Below are 18,646 nucleotides of genomic sequence, written 5' to 3'. Positions count from 1 at the left end.
GCCATGGTCCACGTGACCGATCGTGCCCACGTTCACGTGCGGCTTCGTGCGGGTGAATTTTCCTTTTGCCATTTTCTCGACTCCGAAAAATAACTAGATCAACACACTGATATGGGGTTGCAACCCGAAGACTGCAACCCCAAAACTGGTGCCCATTGCGGGAATCGGACCCGCGACCTCTCCCTTACCAAGGGAGTGCTCTACCACTGAGCCAAATGGGCAAACTCAAAATTCGTCAAAAAACTGTGCCTTGCGTCGAACCGGACTTTTGGAGCGGGAGACGGGAATCGAACCCGCGTCATTAGCTTGGAAGGCTAGGGTTCTACCATTGAACTACTCCCGCATTGCGGCGCGCCAACGCTTCGAGTTTTCGCTCTGCTTTTGTCCTTTTCTTCGCTGGTGGAGAGGGCTGGATTCGAACCAGCGTACTCGTAAGAGGGCAGATTTACAGTCTGCTGCCATTAACCACTCGGCCACCTCTCCGGCGAACCTCGGAATATAGCACGGTTGAGAGGGCAGGTCGATGACAGCCGCCGCCAAAAGTTGCCGTGCCTGAGGTCGAGCCGCGCATTTTATCCGGGTCAATCAAGACTCTGGGCTTCGCGCCATGCGCGCGCCTGCCCGAAATGGCCGCAGCCGATGAAAGGCACGGGCGGACGCAGCGCCGACAGCGGCGAGGGATGGTTCGCGGTCAGCACCTTGTGCCGGCGGATGTCGATCAGCGCCCGCTTGCTCTGCGCGTGCGAGCCCCAGAGCATGAAGACGACCGAGCGCTCGCCCTCTGCGACATGGCGGATCACGGCGTCGGTCAGCACCTCCCAGCCGCGTCCCGCATGGCTGGCCGGCTGGGCCTCTTCCACCGTGAGGCAGGTGTTGAGCAGCAGCACACCGTGCGTCGCCCACTTGACCAGGCTGCCGCCCGGATCCGGAAACCTGGGCGGCGGGGTGCCCAGATCGCGTTCGAGCTCCTTGAAGATGTTGCGCAGCGAAGGCGGCAGCGCCACGCCGGGCGCGACCGAGAAGGCCAGCCCTTCGGCCTGGCCGCGGCCGTGGTAGGGGTCCTGGCCAAGGATCACCACGCGCACAGTCTCCGGCGGCGTGAGCTCCAGGGCGCGCAGCGGCTGCGGCGGAAAGATCACCGCGCCGGCGTCCAGTCTCTCGCGCAGGAAGCCGAGCAGCTTCTGGCCGACCGGCCCGCTGAAGAAGCCGTCGACCAGCGGCTGCCAGCCTGGCGCGACAGGCCAATCGGCCGGATCGCTGCTCGCCAGTTGGCTTGCTGCCGCGCTCATAGGAAGAGTTCGGCTAGCGCCTCGCCCGGTTCGTCGGCACGCATGAAAGCCTCGCCGACCAGGAAGGCGTGCACCCCCGCCGAGCGCAGCTTCGCGACATCCTCGCGCGTCGAAATGCCCGATTCGGTGACAAGCAGGCGCTCGGCCGGCACCTTCGGCAGCAGGTCGATGGTGGCCTGCACCGACACCTCGAAAGTGCGCAGGTTGCGGTTGTTGATGCCGATCAACGGTGTCTTGAGCTTCAGCGCGCGATCGAGTTCGGCGCCATCGTGGACCTCGACCAGTACTGCCATTCCGAGCTGCGCTGCAATCGCCTCGAAGTCACGCATCTGCGTATCGTCGAGGCAGGCCGCGATCAGCAGGATCGCGTCGGCGCCCATCGCGCGCGATTCGTAGACCTGGTAGGCATCGACGATGAAATCCTTGCGCAGCACCGGCAGATCGCAGGAGGCGCGCGCCTGCTTGAGATAGTCGACGCCGCCCTGGAAGAACTGGCGGTCGGTCAGCACCGAGAGGCAGGCCGCGCTGATCTTGCCGTCGCCTTCGGCATAGCTCTGCGCGATGTCCGCCGGGATGAATTCTTCGCGCAGCACGCCCTTGCTCGGGCTGGCCTTCTTGATCTCGGCGATCACCGCCGCCTGGCCGGCCGCGATCTTGGCGCGCAGGGCGCCGACGAAGTCGCGCGTGAGCACCCGGCTTTCGGCATCGAAGCGCACGGCTTCGAGCGAGTGTCTTTTTTTCGACTGCGCAATCTCTTCGCGCTTGACGGCAATGATCTTCTCGAGGATGTCGGACATGGTTCCCTGCCCTCTCAACTGACGGCCGTCGCCTTGACCAGTTCGGCCAGCTTGGCCTTGGCCGCGCCGGAGTCGATGGCGGCGCGCGCGCGCGCCACACCCGCGCCGATCGAATCCACCAGATTGGCCGCATAGAGCGCCGCGCCGGCATTGAGCACGACGATGTCGCGCGCCGCGCCGGGCTGGTTGTCGAGCACGCCGAGCAGCATTGCCTTCGACTGCTCCGGCGTCTCGACGCGCAGCGTGCGGTTGCTCGACATCTGGAAGCCGAAGTCCTCCGGGTGCAGCTCGTATTCGAGGATCTCGCCGTTCTTCAGCTCGCCGACCATGGTCGCAGCCCCGAGCGAGATCTCGTCCATGCCGTCGCGCCCATAGACCACCAGCGCATGCTCTGCGCCCAGCCGCTGCAGCGCGCGCACCTGGATACCGACCAGGTCGGGATGGAATACGCCCATCAGGATGTTGGGCGCGCCGGCCGGATTGGTGAGCGGGCCCAGAATGTTGAAGATGGTCTTGATGCCGAGCTCCTTGCGCACCGGCGCCACGTTCTTCATGGCCGGATGATGGTTCGGCGCGAACATGAAGCCGATGCCGACATCGGCGATGCATTGCGCGATCTGCTCGGGCTTGAGGTTGATGTTGACGCCCAGCGACTCCAGCACGTCGGCGCTGCCCGACTTGCTGCTCACGCTGCGTCCGCCGTGCTTGCTGACCTTGGCGCCCGCGGCTGCGGCGACGAACATCGAGCAGGTCGAGATGTTGAAGGTATGCGAGCCGTCGCCGCCGGTGCCGACGATGTCGACCAGGTTCGTGGTGTCGGCCACGGGCACCTTGGTCGATACCTCGCGCATCACCTGCGCGGCGGCGGTGATCTCGCCGATGGTTTCCTTCTTGACGCGCAGGCCGGTGATGAGCGCCGCCATCATCACCGGCGAGCATTCGCCGCTCATGATGAGGCGCACGATGTGCAGCATCTCGTCGTGGAACACCTCGCGGTGCTCGATGGTGCGCTGCAGGGCTTCCTGGGGGGTGATGGGCATGATGAAGTCTCCCTCGGTAGTTTCAGTGAGCATGGGCTGCCGCGAGCGGATTCTCGGACAGTGCGAGCTTGATGCCGAAGCCGACGAACAGGGCGCCCGCGCCGCGCTCCAGCCAGTGCATGCCGCGCTGCACCGCGCCGACGCGGCGCGCGGTCCAGCCGGCCAGCGCGGCCCAGGCGACGTTCACGAAGATCGCGTTGACGTTGAACAGCGCACCCAGCAGGAAGAACACCAGCGGCTTGTTGGCCGCATCGGGCGCGATGAACTGCGGCACGAAGGCCAGGAAGAACAGCGCCACCTTGGGGTTGAGCACATTGGTCCAGAAACCGCCGAAAAACACGCTCTTCATGCCGGCGGGGCCTGCCGCATCCGCATCGACGCGCACCAGCGCCGGCGGCTCTTTGTCCGGCCGCGACAGCAGCATGCGCACGCCGACCCACAGCAGGTAGGCTGCGCCCAGCCACTTGAGCGCGGTGAACAAGGTGGTCGATGCCGCCATCAGCGCGCTCACGCCGACCGCGGCGGCGGCGATGTGCACGAAGCAGCCGGCCGTGATGCCCATGCCCGCCACGATGCCTGCGCGCGTGCCCGAGCGCAGCGCGCGGCTCACGATGTAGAGCACGTCGGGTCCCGGCGTGAGATTCAGCAGCAGGCCGGCGGCGATGAACAACAGCAGGGAGTGGAGCTCAGGCATGGAAGAAGCTCCGGATCGCGCCGATGGCGCGGTCGATGCCGGCTGCGTCGACGTCGAGATGGGTGGCAAAGCGCAGCCGATACAGGCCCGTCGCGAGCACTCCGTTCTGCTTCAGGTGCGCCAGCAGCTCGGCAGAACGCGCTTTCGCCTCGTCTTTGAGGTCGATGAACAGCAGGTTGGTCTGCGGCGCCTCGACCTGCAGCCCGGGAATCCCCGCCAGGCCGTCGGCCAGCCGGCGCGCAAGCGCGTGGTCCTGTTCGAGGCGGTCGATGTGGTGCTGCAGTGCGTGAGAAGCGGCAGCCGCCAGCATGCCGGCCTGCCGCATGCCGCCGCCGGCCATCTTGCGGATGCGGTGGGCGCGCGCGATCAGCTCGCGCGAACCGCACAGCGCCGAGCCCACCGGGGCGCCGAGGCCCTTGCTGAAGCAGACCGAGACGCTGTCGAAGCACTGTGCGATGCGGCGCGCCTCGGCGCGCGCCTCGCTGCCGCGCTGGGCGGCCTGGGCGACCGCGGCATTGAAGAGCCGCGCGCCGTCCAGATGACGCGCCAGACCCTTGCGCTGCGCCAGTTGCGTGGCCGCTTCGACATAGCCGAAGGGCAGCAGCTTGCCACCGATCGTGTTCTCCAGCGCCAGCAGCCGGGTGCGCGCGAAATGCGCGTCGTCGGGCTTGATGGCAGCCTCGATGTCCTTCAGCGCCAGCGAGCCGTCCGGCTGGTGCTCGAGCGGCTGCGGCTGCACGCTGCCGAACACTGCGGCGCCGCCGCCTTCCCAGCGGTAGCAATGCGCCAGCTGGCCGACGACGTACTCGTCGCCGCGCTGGCAGTGCGAAAGGATGGCGCAGAAGTTGCTCTGGGTGCCGGTCGGCACGAACAGCGCCGCCTCGAAGCCCAGCATCTCGGCGATCTGCGACTGCAGCGCGTTGACGCTCGGGTCGTCGCCGAACACGTCGTCGCCCAGCGGCGCCTCGAACATGGCCTGGCGCATCGCTGCGGTCGGCCGGGTGACGGTGTCGCTGCGCAGGTCCACCAGGGTCGTCGTGCTCATGCGGCTCACTCCAGGAAGTTCTTGAGCATGGCATGGCCGTGCTCGGTGAGGATCGATTCGGGATGGAACTGGACGCCTTCGATGCGCACTGCGGGCGCAAAGCCGGTGTGGCGCACGCCCATGATCTCGCCGTCGTCGGTCCAGGCCGTGATCTTGAGCTCGACCGGACAGGAGTCGCGCTCGATGGACAGCGAGTGGTAGCGATTGACGCTGAATTTCTCCGGCAGCCCGGCGAACACGCCCTCGCGCGTGGTCGTGATCTCGCTGGTCTTGCCGTGCATCAGCTGCTGCGCGCGAATGATCTTGCCGCCGAAGGCCGCCCCGATCGCCTGGTGCCCGAGGCAGACGCCGAGGATCGGCAGTCGGCCTGCGAACTCCTTGATGGCCGCCACCGACACGCCCGCTTCGGCCGGCGAGCAGGGTCCCGGCGACACCACCAGCCGGGCCACGCCGGCAGCGACGCGCTCGCGCAGGCCTTCGATCGTGATCTCGTCGTTGCGAAACACCTCGACCTCGGCGCCGAGTTCGCCGAAATACTGCACCAGGTTGTAGGTGAAGCTGTCGTAGTTGTCGATCATCAGGAGTTTCATGGCTTGGCTCCGATCCGATGCACGCCCTTGACCACCGGGAACACGTTGAAATTGATGAGCAGGCCCAGCGGCAGCCCCGACAGCCGCACCGCGGCCTGCGCCTGCGCGCGATGCAGGTCGGTCAGTGCATCGACGGCTTTCACCTCGACGATGAGCGATTGCTCGACCACGAAGCCCGCGCGGCAGACCTCGCCGAGCGAGCGCCCCTTGTAGCTGGCCGACACCGGCACGTCGCGCGCGAAGCCGATCTCGCGTTCGGCGAGTTCGATCGCCAGCGCGGCGGCATACGCCTCCGCTGGCAGGCCGATGCCGAGCACCCGCTGCACCTCGACCGCGGCGCCGATGATCTCGTGCGAGAAGTCGTTGTTCTGAAATTCGTCGGCCATCACTCGAGCCCTTCCTCGACCAGTTCGGCAGCGCGCAGCAGCGCACGCGCCTTGGCCTCGGTTTCCTTCCACTCCAATTCGGGCACAGAGTCGGCGACCACGCCGGCCGCCGCCTGCACGTGCAGCATCTGGTCCTTCACGATGCCGGTGCGGATCGCGATTGCGACGTCCATATCGCCGGCGTAGCTGATGTAGCCGCAGGCGCCGCCGTAGAGGCCGCGCTTGGTCGGCTCCAGCTGGTCGATGAGCTCCATCGCGTGCACCTTGGGCGCCCCGGTCAGCGTGCCGGCCGGGAAGGTGGCCTTGAGCACGTCGATCGCGGTCATGCCGTCCTTCAGCGTGCCTTCGACATTGCTCACGATGTGCATCACGTGGCTGTAGCGCTCGACAGCGAAGGCCTCCGTCACCTTGACGCTGCCGGTCTTGGCGATGCGGCCGATGTCGTTGCGCGCCAGGTCGATCAGCATCACGTGCTCGGCGCGCTCCTTGGGGTCGTTGATCAGCTCGGCCTCGGCCGCGCGGTCGAGCTCGGGCGAGGCGCCGCGCGGGCGCGTGCCGGCCAGCGGGCGGATGGTGATCTTCTGCTCGCCCTCGCCCGTGTTTTCCTGCCGGACCAGGATCTCGGGCGACGCGCCGACCACGTGGAAATCGCCCAGATGGTAGTAGTACATGTAGGGCGAGGGATTGAGCGAGCGCAGCGCGCGGTACAGCGACAGCGGCGACTCGGTGTAGCGCTTGCTGATGCGCTGGCCCACCTGCACCTGCATGAAGTCGCCGGCCGCGATCAGCTCCTTGGCGCGCTCGACCGCCGCCAGGTAGTCGGCCTTGGCGAAGCTGCGTTCGGGCGGGTGCGCCTGCGTCGGCCTCACCTGCGGCGCGCTCACCGAGTACTTGAGCTGCTCGCGCAGTTCGCGCAGGCGCCGCTTCGCGTTGGCGTAGGCCTCGGGCTGGCCGGGGTCGGCATAGACGATCAGGTAGAGCTTGCCCGACAGGTTGTCGATGACCGCGAGCTCCTCGCACTGCAGCAGCAGGATGTCGGGGCAGCCCAGCGTGTCGGGCGGGCAGCTCTTCTGCAGCTTCTTCTCGATATGGCGCACCGTGTCGTAGCCGAAATAGCCGGCCAGGCCGCCGCAGAAGCGCGGCAGCCCCGGCCGCAGCGCCACCTTGAAGCGTTTCTGGTAGGCCGCGACGAAATCCAGCGGATTGCCCTTGACGGCTTCGACGACCTTGCCGCCGGTCACGACCTCGGTCAGCGCGTCGTCGCCGAAGCCGCTCGCGCGCAGCAGGGTGCGCGCCGGCAGCCCGATGAAGCTGTAGCGGCCGAAGCGCTCGCCGCCCACCACCGATTCGAGCAGGAAGCTGTGCTTGCCGCCCTCCTTGGTATGGGCGAGCTTCAGGTAGAGGGAAAGCGGGGTTTCGAGGTCGGCAAAGGCCTCGACCATCAGCGGTATGCGGTTGTAGCCCTGCGCGCTGAGGCTCTTGAATTCGAGTTCGGTGATCACGGGTGGGGTCTCCGTCGGCCAGTGGCGCTTCGAGCTCGCTGGCGGGGTCATTCAGATGAGTGGCCGGGTCGGGATGACCGCTGGCCGCGGGCGCACGGCGTGCGCCATGCAATCAAACAGGCAACGACGATGGCGTGCGCCAAGGCCAGGCTCCCCGGCTGCCTTGACCTGTCTGAATGACGTGATGAATGAACATGGAAGTGTGAGTTTAGCCCAGCGACAAGGCCCGTACAAAAAGATACATTGAGGCACTTTAAATTTCGCTGACGGAGACAGACCCCGATGACCCTGCCTGCCCTGCGGCGCGCTCTTGCGCTGACCACCCTCGCCCTCGCCTCGCTCGCTGCTTCGGCCGCCCCGGTCGAGGTGGCCGGCGTCAAGCTCGACGACGCGCTCGATCTCAAGGGCAGCAAGTTGCAGCTCAACGGTGCGGGTGTGCGCTACAAGGCCGTGTTCAAGGTCTACACCGCCGGCCTCTACCTGGGCAAGAAGGCCTCGACCACCGAGGAAGTGCTGGCCGTGCCGGGCGCCAAGCGCATGGCGATCACGATGCTGCGCGACATCGATGCCAACGAACTCGGCAAGCTGTTCACGCGCGGCGTGGAAGACAACTCGCCCAAGAGCGAGATGCTGCAGCTCATTCCCGGCCTGGTTCGCATGGGCCAGATGTTCGCCGACCAGAAGCAGCTGAAGGCCGGCGACGCCTTCACCGTCGACTGGGTGCCCGGCACCGGCACCGTGATCTCGGTCAAGGGCGTGGCCCAGGGCGAACCGATCAAGGAGCAGGCCTTCTTCAACGCGCTGATGCGCATCTGGCTCGGCCCGAGTCCGGCCGACTGGAAACTGAAGGACGCGCTCTTAGGAAAAAATTAGCGCACCAGGTGCACGCGCAGCGCTCCAAGTTGCGCGTACAGCTGCTGCACCGCTTTTGCGTCCAGGCCCGAGAACATCTCGAGCAGCCATTCCTCGTGCGCCTTGGCCATGGTCTCGAAGCTGCGGTGGCCCTTGGGCGTGAGGCTCACGATCCAGGCCCTGCGGTCTTCCGGGCTGGCCGAACGCTGCACCACGCCTTCGCGCTCGAGCTCGTCGGTGAGGCCGGTGACATTGCCGCCGGTCACCATCAGGTAGCGTGAGAGCACGCGCATCTTGAGCCCCTCGCGGTAGCGGTAGAGCTGCGCCATGTAGTCGAAGCGCGCCAGCGAGATGTCGAAGCGTTCGCGCAGCCGCTTGCGGATCTCGGCCTCGATCTGCGTGGTGCTGGCCAGCATGCGCAGCCACAGCTTGAGCACCGCATGGTCGCCGGTGCCGGCGCGCGCTTCGTGGCCCAGCTCCTGCGCGTCGCTGAGCAGCGCGTGCGAGGCGTCGTTCTGCTTCATGTGACTTCGCCTCCAGACACCGAGATCGACTGGCCGTTGACCGAAGCCGCACCCGCGCCGCACAGCCAGCGCACCGCATCAGCCACTTCCGTGGGCTGCACGATGCGCCGCTGTGGATTGACGACCGCGAATTCGGCCAGCGCGTCGTCCGCGCTGCGGCCGGTCTTCTGAACCACGTTGGCCACGCTGTCGCGCAGGATGTCGGTGTCGGTGTAGCCGGGGCAAACGGCGTTGACCGTGATGCTCTTCCGCGCCACCTCCAGCGCCAGCGAACGCGTCAGGCCGATCACGCCGTGCTTGGCAGCGGTGTAGGCCGAAACGTAGGCATAGCCCTTCTGCCCCGCCGTGCTCGCGATGTTGACGATGCGGCCCCAGCCGGCTTCGAGCATGTCGGGCAGCGCGGCCTGGGCGCACAGGAAGCTGCCGGTCAGGTTGACGGACAGCATGCGCTGCCAGAGCTCGACCGAAGTTTTCAGGAAGGGCGCGCTCTCCGCCGCACCGGCGTTGTTGACGAGGATCGCGATCGGGCCGCGCGCCGCGCGGGCCTGGGCGAACGCGCCTTGCACGGCCTGTGCGTCGGCCACGTCGGCCGCGACCACGCCGTGGCCGCTGCCCGCGAGCGAATCGACGACGCGCTGCAGCGCGTCAGGGTCGCGTCCGAGCAAGGTCAGCACCGCGCCATCGGCGGCCAACGTGCGCGCGATCTCCGCGCCGATGCCGCGCGCGGCGCCGGTCACGAGGGCATGGCGCCCGGTCAGTGAATTTGTTTGCATGCCTGAATGGTTTAGTTCTGAATCATTCTAGTGGTGCAGCGTGCCGAGCCTCAGCGCATGAGCCGCCCGCCGTTCAAGTCCAGCGTTGCGCCGGTCATGAAGGCCGCGGCCGGCGATGCGAGGTAGACCACGGCCGCAGCCACCTCCTCCGGTTCGCCGAAGCGGCCGAGCGGAATGCCGGCCGCCAGCGTGCGCTGCTGCATCTGGCTCATCGCATCGAGCACCGGGCTGCGCACCGCGGCCGGCGCAAGCGCGTTCACCGTGACGCCGTGCGGCGCCAATTCCTGCGCGAAAGAACGGGTCAGCGCCACGATGCCCGCTTTGGACGCCGCGTAGTGAACACCGGTCGCCGCGCTGGCCTTCTGTCCCGCGATCGACGACAGGTTGATGATGCGACCCGAGCCCCGCTCGCGCATGTGGCGCCCGGCGATGCGGCAGCCGAAGAAGCTCCCGCGCAGGTTCACGGCCAGCACCTCGTCCCACTCGTCGGCCGTGATGTCCCAGATCGGGGTGGGCAGCGTGCGCGCGGCGTTGTTCACCATCACGTCGACGCCGCCGAAGTGCTGCACGGCCGCGTCGAAGCACAGCCAGAACGCCGCCTCGTCGCGCACGTCGAGCTGCATCCCGATGCAGTCGTGGCCGTCGTTGCGCAATGCCGCCGCGGCGGCATCGACCGCGCCGTCGACATCGGCGAGCACAACGCGCGCCCCCGCCTCGGCCAGGCCGCGCGCGATCGCGGCGCCCAGGCCTTGCGCGGCACCGGTCACGAAAGCGCCCTGCCCGGCCAGTGAGAACAGCGGTGCGTCCGGATGCGCAGCCATGGCGTTTTCAGCCCTTGGCCGGGGGCCGCGCCGCGGGTCCGCGGTCCCAGGAGGTGGCGCTCACGCCGCGCTCGCGCAGCTTGTACTTCTGCACCTTGCCGTTCTCGGTGCGCGGCAGGTCGGGCAGCAGGTCGACATAGCGCGGCAGCGCGAAATAAGGCAGGCGCGATTCGCAGTACGCCAGCAGCTCGGCCGGATCGATGCGCTGACCGTCGCGCGCCACCAGCGCGGCCATCACCTCGTCTTCGGCCAGTTCGGAACGCACCGGGTACACCGCGCAAGCCGCCACACGGGGGTGGCTCAGCAGCACCTGCTCGACCTCGAAGGAGGAGATGTTCTCGCCGCGCCGCCGGATCGCGTCCTTGATGCGGTCGACGAAGCGGAAGGCGCCGTCGGCATCGCGCACCACGCGGTCTCCGGTGTGAAACCAGAGGTTGCGCCAGGCCTCGACGGTCTTCTCCGGCATGTTGAGGTAGCCGCTTGCGAAGGCGTAGGGCTCATCCGCGCGCAGCAGCAGCTCGCCTGCTTCGCCGTCCGGGAGTGCAGCGTCGTCCTCGTCCGCCACGCGCGCCTGGAAGCCGGGCCGCAGCCAGCCCATCACGCCGCCGCGCGGCGAATCGGGCGCGGTGGCGATCGCGAAGTTGGTTTCGGTGGAGCCGTAGCCTTCCAGCAGCCGGACGCCAGTGCGCTCGAAGAAAGCCTGGCCCGCCGCAGCCGGCACGCCGGGGCCGAGCCCGGTGCGCACACGGTGCCCGCGCTCGCCGGGCCCCTCGGACTGCGCGAGCAGGATCGGCACCATCGCGCCGAGCAGATAGACCACGGTCGCCCCCGAGGCGCGCATGGCCGGCCAGAAGCCCGAGGCCGAAAAGCGCGCTTCGAACACCACTTCGCAACCCGTGATCGCGGCCTGCGCGAAGGTGTTGAGCGCGTTGATGTGAAAGAGCGGCAGCGTGGTGCACAGCACGTCGTCCGCTCCCACGCCCAGCACGTCGGCGCTGTTGACGCCCCACCAGTGGTACTGCGCATGCGGGCAGACCACGCCCTTGGCCGGGCCGGTGGTGCCGGAGGTGTAGAGGATGGCGAGCGGATCGCCGGGCTGCACCTCGGCCGGCGCGAGCGACGACGCGCTCGCGGCGGGATACGGCCGCACGCGAATGCCCGGCCATGCAGCGCGATCGGCGCCCTCACCCAGCACCCAGATCTCGCGCAGCGAGGTGCGCGCAAGGTCGGCCGCCTGCAAGCGTTCGACGAAGGCCTCTTCGACCACCAGCAGCTTCGCCTCGCTATTGGCAAGGAAGTACTCGATCTGCGGCCCCATCGATGCGGTGTTGATCGGCACCGTCGAGGCGCCGAGCCAGCCGCAGCCGAGAAATACTTCGAGGAACTCGATGCGGTTGCCGCTCATCACGGCGACGCGGGCGCCGCGCTGCACGCCGGCTTCGGCCAGCGCCGCGGCGCGAAGGCCGGCGGCCTGCACCGCGTCGCGGTGAGTCCACGACCGGCCCGCGATGCGCAGCATAGGACGTTCGCCGAACAGCGCCGCCTGCCGCTGCAGCATCGCGGGCAGCGTGCGCTCGCCCGGAGGCAGCGGACTCGCCGCTCGCTCATCCGTCGCCATTGGTGCCTCCGCCAAGGTAGGTGGCCTGCACGCGCGGATCGCTGGCCAGTTCCTGCGAAACGCCCGAGAGCGCGATTTCGCCGGTTTCCAGGACGTAGCCGTGGTCGGAGGTCTCCAGCGCGGCGCGCGCGTTCTGCTCCACTAACAGGATCGACACGCCGTCCTCGCGCAGCTTGCGCACGATGGTCAGGATGTCGCGCACGATCAGCGGCGCCAGCCCGAGGCTGGGCTCGTCCAGCATCAAGAGGCGCGGCGCCGACATCAGCGCGCGGCCCACGGCCAGCATCTGCCGCTCGCCGCCCGAGAGCGTGTCGGCACGCTGCGCGCGGCGCTCGGCCAGGCGCGGGAAGCGGTCGTAGACGGACTGCAATCGGCGCTTGAGCGCATCGCTGCGGAGCTTGCTGCCGAAGGCGCCGAGCTGCAGGTTGTCGAGCACGGTCAGTTCGCCGAAGAGCTCGCGCTTCTCGGGCACCAGGCACAGGCCGCGCTCCACGCGCGCCTCGACGTCGAGCCCGTGCAGGTCCTCGCCTTCGAAGCGCAGCAGTCCCTTGCAGGGCAGCAAGCCCATCGCCGCGGCAAGCAGCGTGGTCTTGCCGGCGCCGTTGGGTCCGATCACCGAGATGATCTGGCCGTGCTCCAGCTTGAGCGACACGCCGCGCACGGCATCGACCTGCCCGTAGGACACATGCAGATCGCCGATCTCGAGCATTGCGCTCATACAACGCTCCCGAGATAGGCCGCCTGCACGCGCTCGTCCGCGCGCACCGCCGAGGGCACGCCCTCGACCAGCTTGGAGCCGAAGTTCATCACCACCAGGCGGTCCACCAGTTTCATCACGAAGTCCATGTCGTGCTCGACGATGAGGATGGTCACGCCCTCCTCGCGCAGCTTGCGCAGCAGGTCGCCGAGCGCCATCTTTTCCTTGCGCCGCAGGCCGGCGGCTGGCTCGTCGAGCACCAGCAGCACCGGGTCGGCCGCCAGCGCGCGCGCGATCTCCAGGATGCGCTGCGTGCCCAGCGGCAGGCTGCCCGCGAGCTCATGCGCGCGGTCGCCGAGGCCGATGCGGTCGAGCTGGCGCTGGGCCTCCTGCAGGATCTGGCGTTCCTCGGTGCGATCCAGCCGCAGGCCGGCCTTGAGCACGCCGGAACTCGTGCGCGAATGGGCGCCGAGCGCGACGTTGTCCAGCAGGCTCATGTGCGGCCTGAGCTTCACGTGCTGGAAGGTGCGCGCCAGGCCCAGCCGCGCGACCTTGCGCTGCGGCAGCCCCGCGATGTCCTGCCCCAGGAAGCGCACCTGCCCGGCCGTCATCGGCAGCGTGCAGGTCAGCAGGTTGAACATGGTCGACTTGCCCGCGCCGTTGGGACCGATGAGGCCCATGATCTCGCCGGCCTTCACCTCGAAGCTGACGTCGTTGACGGCCACCAGCCCGCCGAAGCGCTTGACCGCGCCCGTGACCGACAGTATCTGCGAGCCGCGATCGGGCAGCGTGCGATGCGGCAGTGGCGCAACGAGCGGCATGGGCTCGCGCGGCGCGTGCGCTCCCGAGAACCGGTGCGTCCAGCGCCGCACGAAGCCCATCAACCCGCCGCGCGCGAAGTGCAGCAAGAGGATGAAGAGGGTCGCGAAGGCCACCGCCTCCAGCTGTCCGGCACGCTGGGTCAGGAGCGGCAGCACGTCCTGCAGCCCGTTCTTCAGGATGAGCACCAGCGCCGAGCCGACCAGCGCGCCCGCCAGGTGCCCGAGCCCGCCGGCCACGGCCATCAGCAGGTACTCGATGCTGGCGCGTACGTCGAAGGGCGAAGGGCTCACGAAGCGGTTCATGTGCGCATAGAGCCAACCCGCGAGGCCGGCGAAGAGGGCAGCCGTCACGAAGAGCGTGAGCCGCACGCGATAGGCGTCCGCGCCCACGCTGGCCAGCAGGATCGCGCCGCCGCGCAGGCTGCGGATCGCGCGGCCCGGCCGCGACTGAAGCAGGTTGCGGCTGAACAGCATGGCCAGCCCGACCAGGACCCAGATCAGGTAGTAGATCGCGCGCGGATCGGCCAGCGACCAGGGGCCGATGGTCAGCGCCGGAATGTTCGACAGGCCGGTATGGCGCCCCAGCGCGTCGACGTTGCCGAAGAGCATCGCGATCGACAAGCCCCAGGCGATGGTGGACAGCGGCAGGAAGTGCCCGCCCAGGCGCAAGGTGAGCAGGCCGATGGCCAGCGCCGAGAGGCCGGTCAGCAACAGCGAGAACGCCAGCCCCAGCCAGGGCGACATGCCCTGCGTGGTGCTGAGCCAGGCGGTCGCATAGGCCGCGATGCCGACGAAGGCCGCCTGCCCGAAGGAGGTCGCGCCGCCGATGCCGGTGAGCAGCACCAGGCCCAGTGCGACCAGCGCGCCGATGCCGATGTCGTTGAGCAGCGAGACGGTGAAGTTGCCGGCGAGCAGCGGCACGACGGCCAGCGCGGCGACGACGAGGCCGATCCAGAGCAGGCGCCTGGAAGCGAGGTTCATCGATCTCACCTCCGCGGGCTTGCTCGCGGCGCCCGCGGCTTCATCGAACACGGGACGCACGACTTCGGGTGTGGGCGCGGCGCTCATTGGTCCACCTCCTCTTCTTCCTCTTCTGCATGCACGCTCAGGAACGAACGCAGCATCAGCACCGGGATCAGCAGGCTGAAGACGATCACGTCCTTCAGCGCGCCGCTCCAGAAGGAGGCGAAGCTCTCGACCACCCCTACCGCCAGCGCGCCGATCGCGGTCATCGGATAGCTCACCAGCCCGCCAATGATCGCCGCCACGAAGGCCTTGAGGCCGATGATGAAGCCGGAGTCGTAGTACATGGTGGTGACCGGCGCGATCAGCACGCCGATCAACCCGGCCAGCAGCGAGGCGCAGCCATAGGCCAGCAGCGCCGTGCGCGCCGGCCGGATGCCGACCAGCCGTGCGCCCACGCGGTTGACGGCGGTGGCGCGCAGCGCCTTGCCGGCCACCGTGCGCTCGAACACCAGGAAGAACATGCCGCTGAGCACGATCGCCGCGCCCACCATGAGGATCACCTGCCCGCTCACGGCGAAGCCGTCGCCGAGCGGCAGCGAGCCGCCGGCCAGCGGCTGCGTGCGCGAGCCTTCGGGGCCGAAGAACAACAGGCCCAGGCCCGAGAGCAGGAAGTGCAGCGCGAGCGACACGATCAAGAGCACCAGCACGGACGCATCCGCGATCGGCTGGAACACCACGCGCGAGAGCAGCGGCGCGATCGGCACCACCAGGAGCACCGCGACCGCGATGTGCACCGGCGCCGGCACGCCCGGCCGGCTCGCCAGCCAGGCCAGCAGGCAGGGCACGAGCGGCAGCACCCCCCAGCCCAGCACGGCCTTGGGAATGCGCGCGATTTCGCCGCGGCGCACCAGGCTGCCGACCTCGGTCGCCAGCGCGAGCGCGGTGAGCACCAGCACCAGGCCGATGGTGGGCGGCACGCGCCCGGTTTCGAATGCAGCCAGCGACAGCGCGGCAAAGGCCGCGACGTCGCCGAAGGGCACGAAGACCACGCGCGTGACCGAGAAGATCAGCACCAGCCCCAGCCCGGCCAGAAGATAAACAGCGCCATTCGCCAGGCCATCGATGCCCAGGATCAGTGCCACGTCCGGTGTCATTGAAAAGTCCTCCGCTTTGTCTCGCTCTTGCTAGCGCCGGCTCAGTTGGCGAGCTTCCACTGGCCGTTTTCTAGCTTGACGATCACGCGCGCGCGCTCGTCCACGCCGTAGAGGTTGCCGGGCTTGAAGTTGTAGACGCCGTGCGTGCCCACCACCTCCTTGGTGCTGGCGATCGCGTCGCGCAGCGACTGCCTGAATTCGGGCGTGCCCGGCTCGCCCTTGGCGCGCGCCGCGGCATCGGCGAACACCAGCCAGCCGTCGAAGGAATAGGCCGAGTAGGCATCGCTGGTCGGCGCGTTGTTGACCTTCTGGAAGGCGGCGCGGAAGTCCATGGCGATCTTCTTGGTCGGGTAGCTGGCCGGCAGCTGCTCGGCCACGATCACCGGGCCGGTCGGCATCAGCGCACCCTGCCCCGAGGCGCCGACGACGCGCACGAAGTCGGGATTGATGAGCCCGTGCTGGCCGTATACCGGCCCCTTGAAGCCGCGCTCGGCCAGCGCCAGGAAGGGCAGCGCGCCCGGCGTGCCGGCTCCGCCGGTCATGACGGCATCGGGACGCATCGCGACCAGTTTCAGCACCTGGCCGGTGACCGAGGCGTCGGCCCGCGCATAGCGCTCGTTGCCCAGCACCTTGATGCCGGCCGCGGGCGCGGCCTTCATCAGCGCGTTGTAGACCAGGTCGCCCCAGGCATCGGAGAAGCCGATGTAGCCCACGGTCTTGATGCCGTCCTTCTTCATGCGCTCGACCACCGCGTCGATCATCAGCTGCGTCGGCTGGGCGACGGTGAAGACCCAACCGTTCTCGGCCGGATCGAGCTGGATCGGCGTGAGCCCGATCATCGGCACCTTGGCATCGCGACCGACCTGCGCCATCGCGATGGCGGCGGGCACGCCGGAGGTGCCCATCAGCACGTCAACCTTCTCCTCCTCGACCAGCTTGCGCGCATTGCGGCCCGCCGTGGTCGGGTCGGAGCCGTCGTCGAGCACGATCAGCTGGATCTTGCGGCCGTTGACCTCGGGCTTGTACGCCAGCGCGGCCTGCATTCCCTTGGCGTAGGGCACGCCGAGCGAGGAGTTGGGACCCGAGAGCGACACGCTCAGGCCGACCTTGAGGTCGGCCGCGAGCGCGGTCATCGCGAATCCGGCGGCAAGGGCGGTGGGCAGCGCACTCTGCGCCAGGGTCTTCATCAAGCTCGTCTTCATGTCGGGGCTCCTGGTGGGTCAAATGAACAACTGGATGGCCGGCAGCGCGCGGCCGGCATTGAGCAGGTCGATGCGCTTCTGGCGGATCAGGAAGCCCTCGCCGTGGCGCACGAGCAGGTGGCGGCAGGTGCCGGCCAGCAGCACTTGGTTTTCGCCGCGCGCTTCCACATAGATGAAGGGCGTGGTGAGCGCAAGTCCGGTCTCGTTGTCGTGCTCGATCACGGAGCGCTGCATCACGTGCTGGCAATGGCTCTTCGGATGCTGCGAGTGGGCGCGCGGGTTCTTCAAGCGGTCCACGCGCAGCTGCAGCAGCAGCCGGTCTTCGTAGGCGATGGAGTTGTGCAGGTGCGGGTCGACCTGCACGGCTCCCAGCAGAGGCACCCAGTAGCGTCCGTCTTCCGCGAACAGCGCGAGCCAGTCGTCGAAGCGGCCGGCATCGAGCAATGCAGCCTCGTGGGCGACGAAGTCCTGCGCCGGCGTCATGCCGAAGGCTCCGTCATGTACTTCGCCCAGGCCCGGAACTGATTGCGCATCAAGAGCTCGTTGGTGCCGTTGGTCGTGATCGTGTCCTGCCCGAGCTCTGCAGCATCGAAGTTGCGATGCAGGCTCACCCATTCGTTGCCTTCGGCGGCGAGGCCCTGCTGAATGCTCTCGAACAGGTGCACGTCGTCGTGCGCCACCACCGACATGGGCGAGAAGACCAGCCGGTTGTAGGTCATTGCGCGCTCGAACAGCAGGTCGGGCGCACCGGCGGCGCGGAAGCTCCAGGCCTCGATCAGCGTGCGGTTCGCGGCGAGTGGTCGGATCACGCGGATCGCCTGCGGCGAGCCCTTGACCGACAGGCTGGGGAAGAGCACCGAGTTCTGCGGCGAGCGCTGCAGGATCTCCATGGCCCGCTCGGCGCCGTGCGCCTCGCGCATCGCCGCCTCGTAGTCGGGCAGCTGTGCGTAGTTCGAGTGGATGCTGAAGTTCACGCCCAGCACACTGTGGCCGTTGGCGAACACGCGCCCGCCCATCTTGTCGAAGAAGTCGTAGCCCGAGCCGAAGGGCAGGATCTGCTCCATCGCCATCGGCTTGGGCTCGTCGGGTGCGCGCCCCTGCCACAGCGCACCGGCCGCCTGCGTGGCCGACTCGTGGGTCGACATCGGATGCACCGTGTCGTTGATGTTCTCGAGGTACATCTTCCAGTTGCAATGGACGATGTTGCGCAGCACGCCGCCGCCCGCCGTGAGCCGGCCCTCCGGCGAGCGGGCGACCATGTTGTCGATGGCCTGCAGCACCTCGCCGAAGTAGGCCTCGAAGTCCGGGCCGTGTTCGGCAATGCGGGTGAAGACGAAGTCGCGGTAGACCGCCGTGTGCTTCAGCTCGGCCAGGCCCTGCCCCGATTCGCATTCCTTCAGTCGCGTGCCTTCGTAGCCGGACTTGAGCGGAATCGCGAGCGGCGCGCCGTCGAGCTTGTAGGTCCAGGCGTGGTAGGGGCAGCGGAAGAACTTGCCGGTGTTGCCGCACTCGTCAGTCACCAGCCGGGTGCCCTTGTGCGCGCAGCGGTTGTAGAACACGCGTACCGCGCCATCGGGCTGGCGCACCATCATCACGGGGCGGCCGGCGAGCTCCAGCGACCAGAAATCACCGGCGTTCGGCACTTGGCTCGCGTGGCCCACATAGAGCCAGGTGTTGGCGAAGAAACGCTCCTGCTCGAGCGCGAACAGCTCCTCGCTCAGGTACACGTCGCGGTGCACGCGGTCGTCCTGGACGAGCGCGCGGATCGCTTCGGGCTGGGCGCGGTAGGCTGGCATCAGCGCACCATCCTTCCAGAAGAGCGCAGGAATCCCTCTTCGCCAGGAACACCGCGGAACCGGCTTTGCCGGGCCGCTG

19 protein-coding genes, 3 tRNA genes and 1 pseudogene are annotated in these 18,646 nt (G+C 68.1%); 1 reads left to right on the top strand and 22 read right to left on the bottom strand.

Features of this window, described 5'->3' with window-relative positions:
- The 12 genes and pseudogenes from AC3A6B_RS09275 to trpE form a co-directional block, all read right to left on the bottom strand.
- A pseudogene (locus tag AC3A6B_RS09275) lies at positions 1-72 on the bottom strand (GTP-binding protein); the annotation flags it as partial.
- 74 nt (positions 73-146) lie between these two features.
- Positions 147-221, bottom strand: a tRNA-Thr gene (locus AC3A6B_RS09270).
- A 48-nt stretch (positions 222-269) separates the two neighbouring features.
- Positions 270-343, bottom strand: a tRNA-Gly gene (locus AC3A6B_RS09265).
- A 54-nt stretch (positions 344-397) separates the two neighbouring features.
- A tRNA-Tyr gene (locus AC3A6B_RS09260) sits at positions 398-483 on the bottom strand.
- A 98-nt stretch (positions 484-581) separates the two neighbouring features.
- Positions 582-1,289: a uracil-DNA glycosylase gene (locus tag AC3A6B_RS09255; protein ID WP_487836419.1), complete on the bottom strand. Its 708-nt coding sequence runs from the start codon at positions 1,287-1,289 to the stop codon at positions 582-584.
- Entirely contained in the window at positions 1,286-2,086 is an 801-nt protein-coding gene (gene trpC, locus AC3A6B_RS09250) for an indole-3-glycerol phosphate synthase TrpC (protein WP_487836418.1), read from the bottom strand. The genes AC3A6B_RS09255 and trpC overlap by 4 nt, the downstream gene beginning before the upstream one ends.
- Positions 2,087-2,100: 14 nt before the next feature.
- Entirely contained in the window at positions 2,101-3,126 is a 1,026-nt protein-coding gene (gene trpD, locus AC3A6B_RS09245) for an anthranilate phosphoribosyltransferase (protein WP_214698559.1), read from the bottom strand.
- 22 nt (positions 3,127-3,148) lie between these two features.
- Complete coding sequence (locus tag AC3A6B_RS09240) at positions 3,149-3,820, bottom strand: LysE family translocator (RefSeq protein ID WP_487836417.1); 672 nt, start codon at positions 3,818-3,820, stop codon at positions 3,149-3,151.
- The gene (gene ltaE / locus AC3A6B_RS09235) at positions 3,813-4,865 is read right to left on the bottom strand and encodes a low-specificity L-threonine aldolase (protein ID WP_487836416.1); all 1,053 of its coding nucleotides are present in this window, start codon (positions 4,863-4,865) and stop codon (positions 3,813-3,815) included. Before ltaE ends, AC3A6B_RS09240 begins: the two co-directional genes overlap by 8 nt.
- Before the next feature lie 5 nt (positions 4,866-4,870).
- The gene (locus AC3A6B_RS09230; protein WP_487836415.1) at positions 4,871-5,455 is read right to left on the bottom strand and encodes an anthranilate synthase component II; all 585 of its coding nucleotides are present in this window, start codon (positions 5,453-5,455) and stop codon (positions 4,871-4,873) included.
- Positions 5,452-5,841, bottom strand: a complete 390-nt coding sequence (locus AC3A6B_RS09225) for a GxxExxY protein (RefSeq protein WP_487836414.1) — start codon at positions 5,839-5,841, stop codon at positions 5,452-5,454. Before AC3A6B_RS09225 ends, AC3A6B_RS09230 begins: the two co-directional genes overlap by 4 nt.
- Positions 5,841-7,343, bottom strand: a complete 1,503-nt coding sequence (gene trpE / locus AC3A6B_RS09220) for an anthranilate synthase component I (RefSeq protein ID WP_487836413.1) — start codon at positions 7,341-7,343, stop codon at positions 5,841-5,843. Before trpE ends, AC3A6B_RS09225 begins: the two co-directional genes overlap by 1 nt.
- A gap of 282 nt (positions 7,344-7,625) precedes the next feature.
- Here trpE and AC3A6B_RS09215 point away from each other — a divergent pair, with 282 nt between their 5' ends.
- Positions 7,626-8,216: a chalcone isomerase family protein gene (locus tag AC3A6B_RS09215; RefSeq protein ID WP_487836412.1), complete on the top strand. Its 591-nt coding sequence runs from the start codon at positions 7,626-7,628 to the stop codon at positions 8,214-8,216.
- Here AC3A6B_RS09215 and AC3A6B_RS09210 read toward each other — a convergent pair.
- The 10 genes from AC3A6B_RS09210 to AC3A6B_RS09165 all read right to left on the bottom strand — a co-directional run bounded on the left by AC3A6B_RS09210 (position 8,213) and on the right by AC3A6B_RS09165 (position 18,567).
- Positions 8,213-8,719 carry a MarR family winged helix-turn-helix transcriptional regulator gene (locus AC3A6B_RS09210; protein WP_487836411.1) on the bottom strand — a complete coding sequence of 169 codons (507 nt, stop codon included), beginning with the start codon at positions 8,717-8,719 and terminating at the stop codon, positions 8,213-8,215. The two genes, AC3A6B_RS09215 and AC3A6B_RS09210, sit on opposite strands and share 4 nt — an antisense overlap.
- Entirely contained in the window at positions 8,716-9,492 is a 777-nt protein-coding gene (locus AC3A6B_RS09205) for an SDR family NAD(P)-dependent oxidoreductase (protein WP_487836410.1), read from the bottom strand. The genes AC3A6B_RS09210 and AC3A6B_RS09205 overlap by 4 nt, the downstream gene beginning before the upstream one ends.
- A gap of 50 nt (positions 9,493-9,542) precedes the next feature.
- Entirely contained in the window at positions 9,543-10,313 is a 771-nt protein-coding gene (locus AC3A6B_RS09200) for an SDR family NAD(P)-dependent oxidoreductase (RefSeq protein WP_487836409.1), read from the bottom strand.
- Between the two features lie 7 nt (positions 10,314-10,320).
- Positions 10,321-11,931, bottom strand: coding sequence for an ATP-dependent acyl-CoA ligase (locus AC3A6B_RS09195; RefSeq protein WP_487836408.1), 1,611 nt, complete (start codon positions 11,929-11,931; stop codon positions 10,321-10,323).
- On the bottom strand, positions 11,918-12,649 hold the full coding sequence (locus AC3A6B_RS09190) for an ABC transporter ATP-binding protein (RefSeq protein WP_487836407.1): 732 nt from the start codon (positions 12,647-12,649) through the stop codon (positions 11,918-11,920). The genes AC3A6B_RS09195 and AC3A6B_RS09190 overlap by 14 nt, the downstream gene beginning before the upstream one ends.
- A complete protein-coding gene (locus AC3A6B_RS09185) occupies positions 12,646-14,430 on the bottom strand; it encodes a branched-chain amino acid ABC transporter ATP-binding protein/permease (protein ID WP_487836436.1) in 1,785 nt (594 codons plus the stop codon). Before AC3A6B_RS09185 ends, AC3A6B_RS09190 begins: the two co-directional genes overlap by 4 nt.
- An 83-nt stretch (positions 14,431-14,513) precedes the next feature.
- Positions 14,514-15,569 (bottom strand): branched-chain amino acid ABC transporter permease, encoded by a 1,056-nt coding sequence (locus AC3A6B_RS09180; protein ID WP_487836406.1) that lies wholly within the window; start codon positions 15,567-15,569, stop codon positions 14,514-14,516.
- Between the two features lie 41 nt (positions 15,570-15,610).
- Entirely contained in the window at positions 15,611-16,771 is a 1,161-nt protein-coding gene (locus AC3A6B_RS09175) for an ABC transporter substrate-binding protein (protein WP_487836405.1), read from the bottom strand.
- Between the two features lie 18 nt (positions 16,772-16,789).
- On the bottom strand, positions 16,790-17,254 hold the full coding sequence (locus AC3A6B_RS09170) for an aromatic-ring-hydroxylating dioxygenase subunit beta (RefSeq protein ID WP_487836404.1): 465 nt from the start codon (positions 17,252-17,254) through the stop codon (positions 16,790-16,792).
- A complete protein-coding gene (locus tag AC3A6B_RS09165) occupies positions 17,251-18,567 on the bottom strand; it encodes an aromatic ring-hydroxylating dioxygenase subunit alpha (protein ID WP_487836403.1) in 1,317 nt (438 codons plus the stop codon). Before AC3A6B_RS09165 ends, AC3A6B_RS09170 begins: the two co-directional genes overlap by 4 nt.
- Positions 18,568-18,646 lie beyond the last annotated feature (79 nt).

The sequence above is a fragment of the Variovorax sp. Soil_C_33 genome (assembly GCF_057656935.1).
The sequence above is the reverse complement of the archived record's forward strand: the minus strand, read 5'-3'. Positions and strand labels throughout refer to the sequence as shown.

What these genes read in the sequence shown, in the direction of transcription:
- AC3A6B_RS09230 (WP_487836415.1), bottom strand. Translation starts at nt 5,455, where the DNA reads ATGAAACTCCTGATGATCGACAACTACGACAGCTTCACCTACAACCTG.
- trpC (WP_487836418.1), bottom strand. Translation starts at nt 2,086, where the DNA reads ATGTCCGACATCCTCGAGAAGATCATTGCCGTCAAGCGCGAAGAGATT.
- AC3A6B_RS09170 (WP_487836404.1), bottom strand. Translation starts at nt 17,254, where the DNA reads ATGACGCCGGCGCAGGACTTCGTCGCCCACGAGGCTGCATTGCTCGAT.
- AC3A6B_RS09180 (WP_487836406.1), bottom strand. Translation starts at nt 15,569, where the DNA reads ATGACACCGGACGTGGCACTGATCCTGGGCATCGATGGCCTGGCGAAT.
- AC3A6B_RS09210 (WP_487836411.1), bottom strand. Translation starts at nt 8,719, where the DNA reads ATGAAGCAGAACGACGCCTCGCACGCGCTGCTCAGCGACGCGCAGGAG.
- AC3A6B_RS09165 (WP_487836403.1), bottom strand. Translation starts at nt 18,567, where the DNA reads ATGCCAGCCTACCGCGCCCAGCCCGAAGCGATCCGCGCGCTCGTCCAG.
- AC3A6B_RS09195 (WP_487836408.1), bottom strand. Translation starts at nt 11,931, where the DNA reads ATGGCGACGGATGAGCGAGCGGCGAGTCCGCTGCCTCCGGGCGAGCGC.
- AC3A6B_RS09255 (WP_487836419.1), bottom strand. Translation starts at nt 1,289, where the DNA reads ATGAGCGCGGCAGCAAGCCAACTGGCGAGCAGCGATCCGGCCGATTGG.
- ltaE (WP_487836416.1), bottom strand. Translation starts at nt 4,865, where the DNA reads ATGAGCACGACGACCCTGGTGGACCTGCGCAGCGACACCGTCACCCGG.
- AC3A6B_RS09205 (WP_487836410.1), bottom strand. Translation starts at nt 9,492, where the DNA reads ATGCAAACAAATTCACTGACCGGGCGCCATGCCCTCGTGACCGGCGCC.
- AC3A6B_RS09190 (WP_487836407.1), bottom strand. Translation starts at nt 12,649, where the DNA reads ATGAGCGCAATGCTCGAGATCGGCGATCTGCATGTGTCCTACGGGCAG.
- AC3A6B_RS09175 (WP_487836405.1), bottom strand. Translation starts at nt 16,771, where the DNA reads ATGAAGACGAGCTTGATGAAGACCCTGGCGCAGAGTGCGCTGCCCACC.
- AC3A6B_RS09240 (WP_487836417.1), bottom strand. Translation starts at nt 3,820, where the DNA reads ATGCCTGAGCTCCACTCCCTGCTGTTGTTCATCGCCGCCGGCCTGCTG.
- AC3A6B_RS09215 (WP_487836412.1), top strand. Translation starts at nt 7,626, where the DNA reads ATGACCCTGCCTGCCCTGCGGCGCGCTCTTGCGCTGACCACCCTCGCC.
- trpD (WP_214698559.1), bottom strand. Translation starts at nt 3,126, where the DNA reads ATGCCCATCACCCCCCAGGAAGCCCTGCAGCGCACCATCGAGCACCGC.
- AC3A6B_RS09185 (WP_487836436.1), bottom strand. Translation starts at nt 14,430, where the DNA reads ATGAACCTCGCTTCCAGGCGCCTGCTCTGGATCGGCCTCGTCGTCGCC.
- AC3A6B_RS09225 (WP_487836414.1), bottom strand. Translation starts at nt 5,841, where the DNA reads ATGGCCGACGAATTTCAGAACAACGACTTCTCGCACGAGATCATCGGC.
- AC3A6B_RS09200 (WP_487836409.1), bottom strand. Translation starts at nt 10,313, where the DNA reads ATGGCTGCGCATCCGGACGCACCGCTGTTCTCACTGGCCGGGCAGGGC.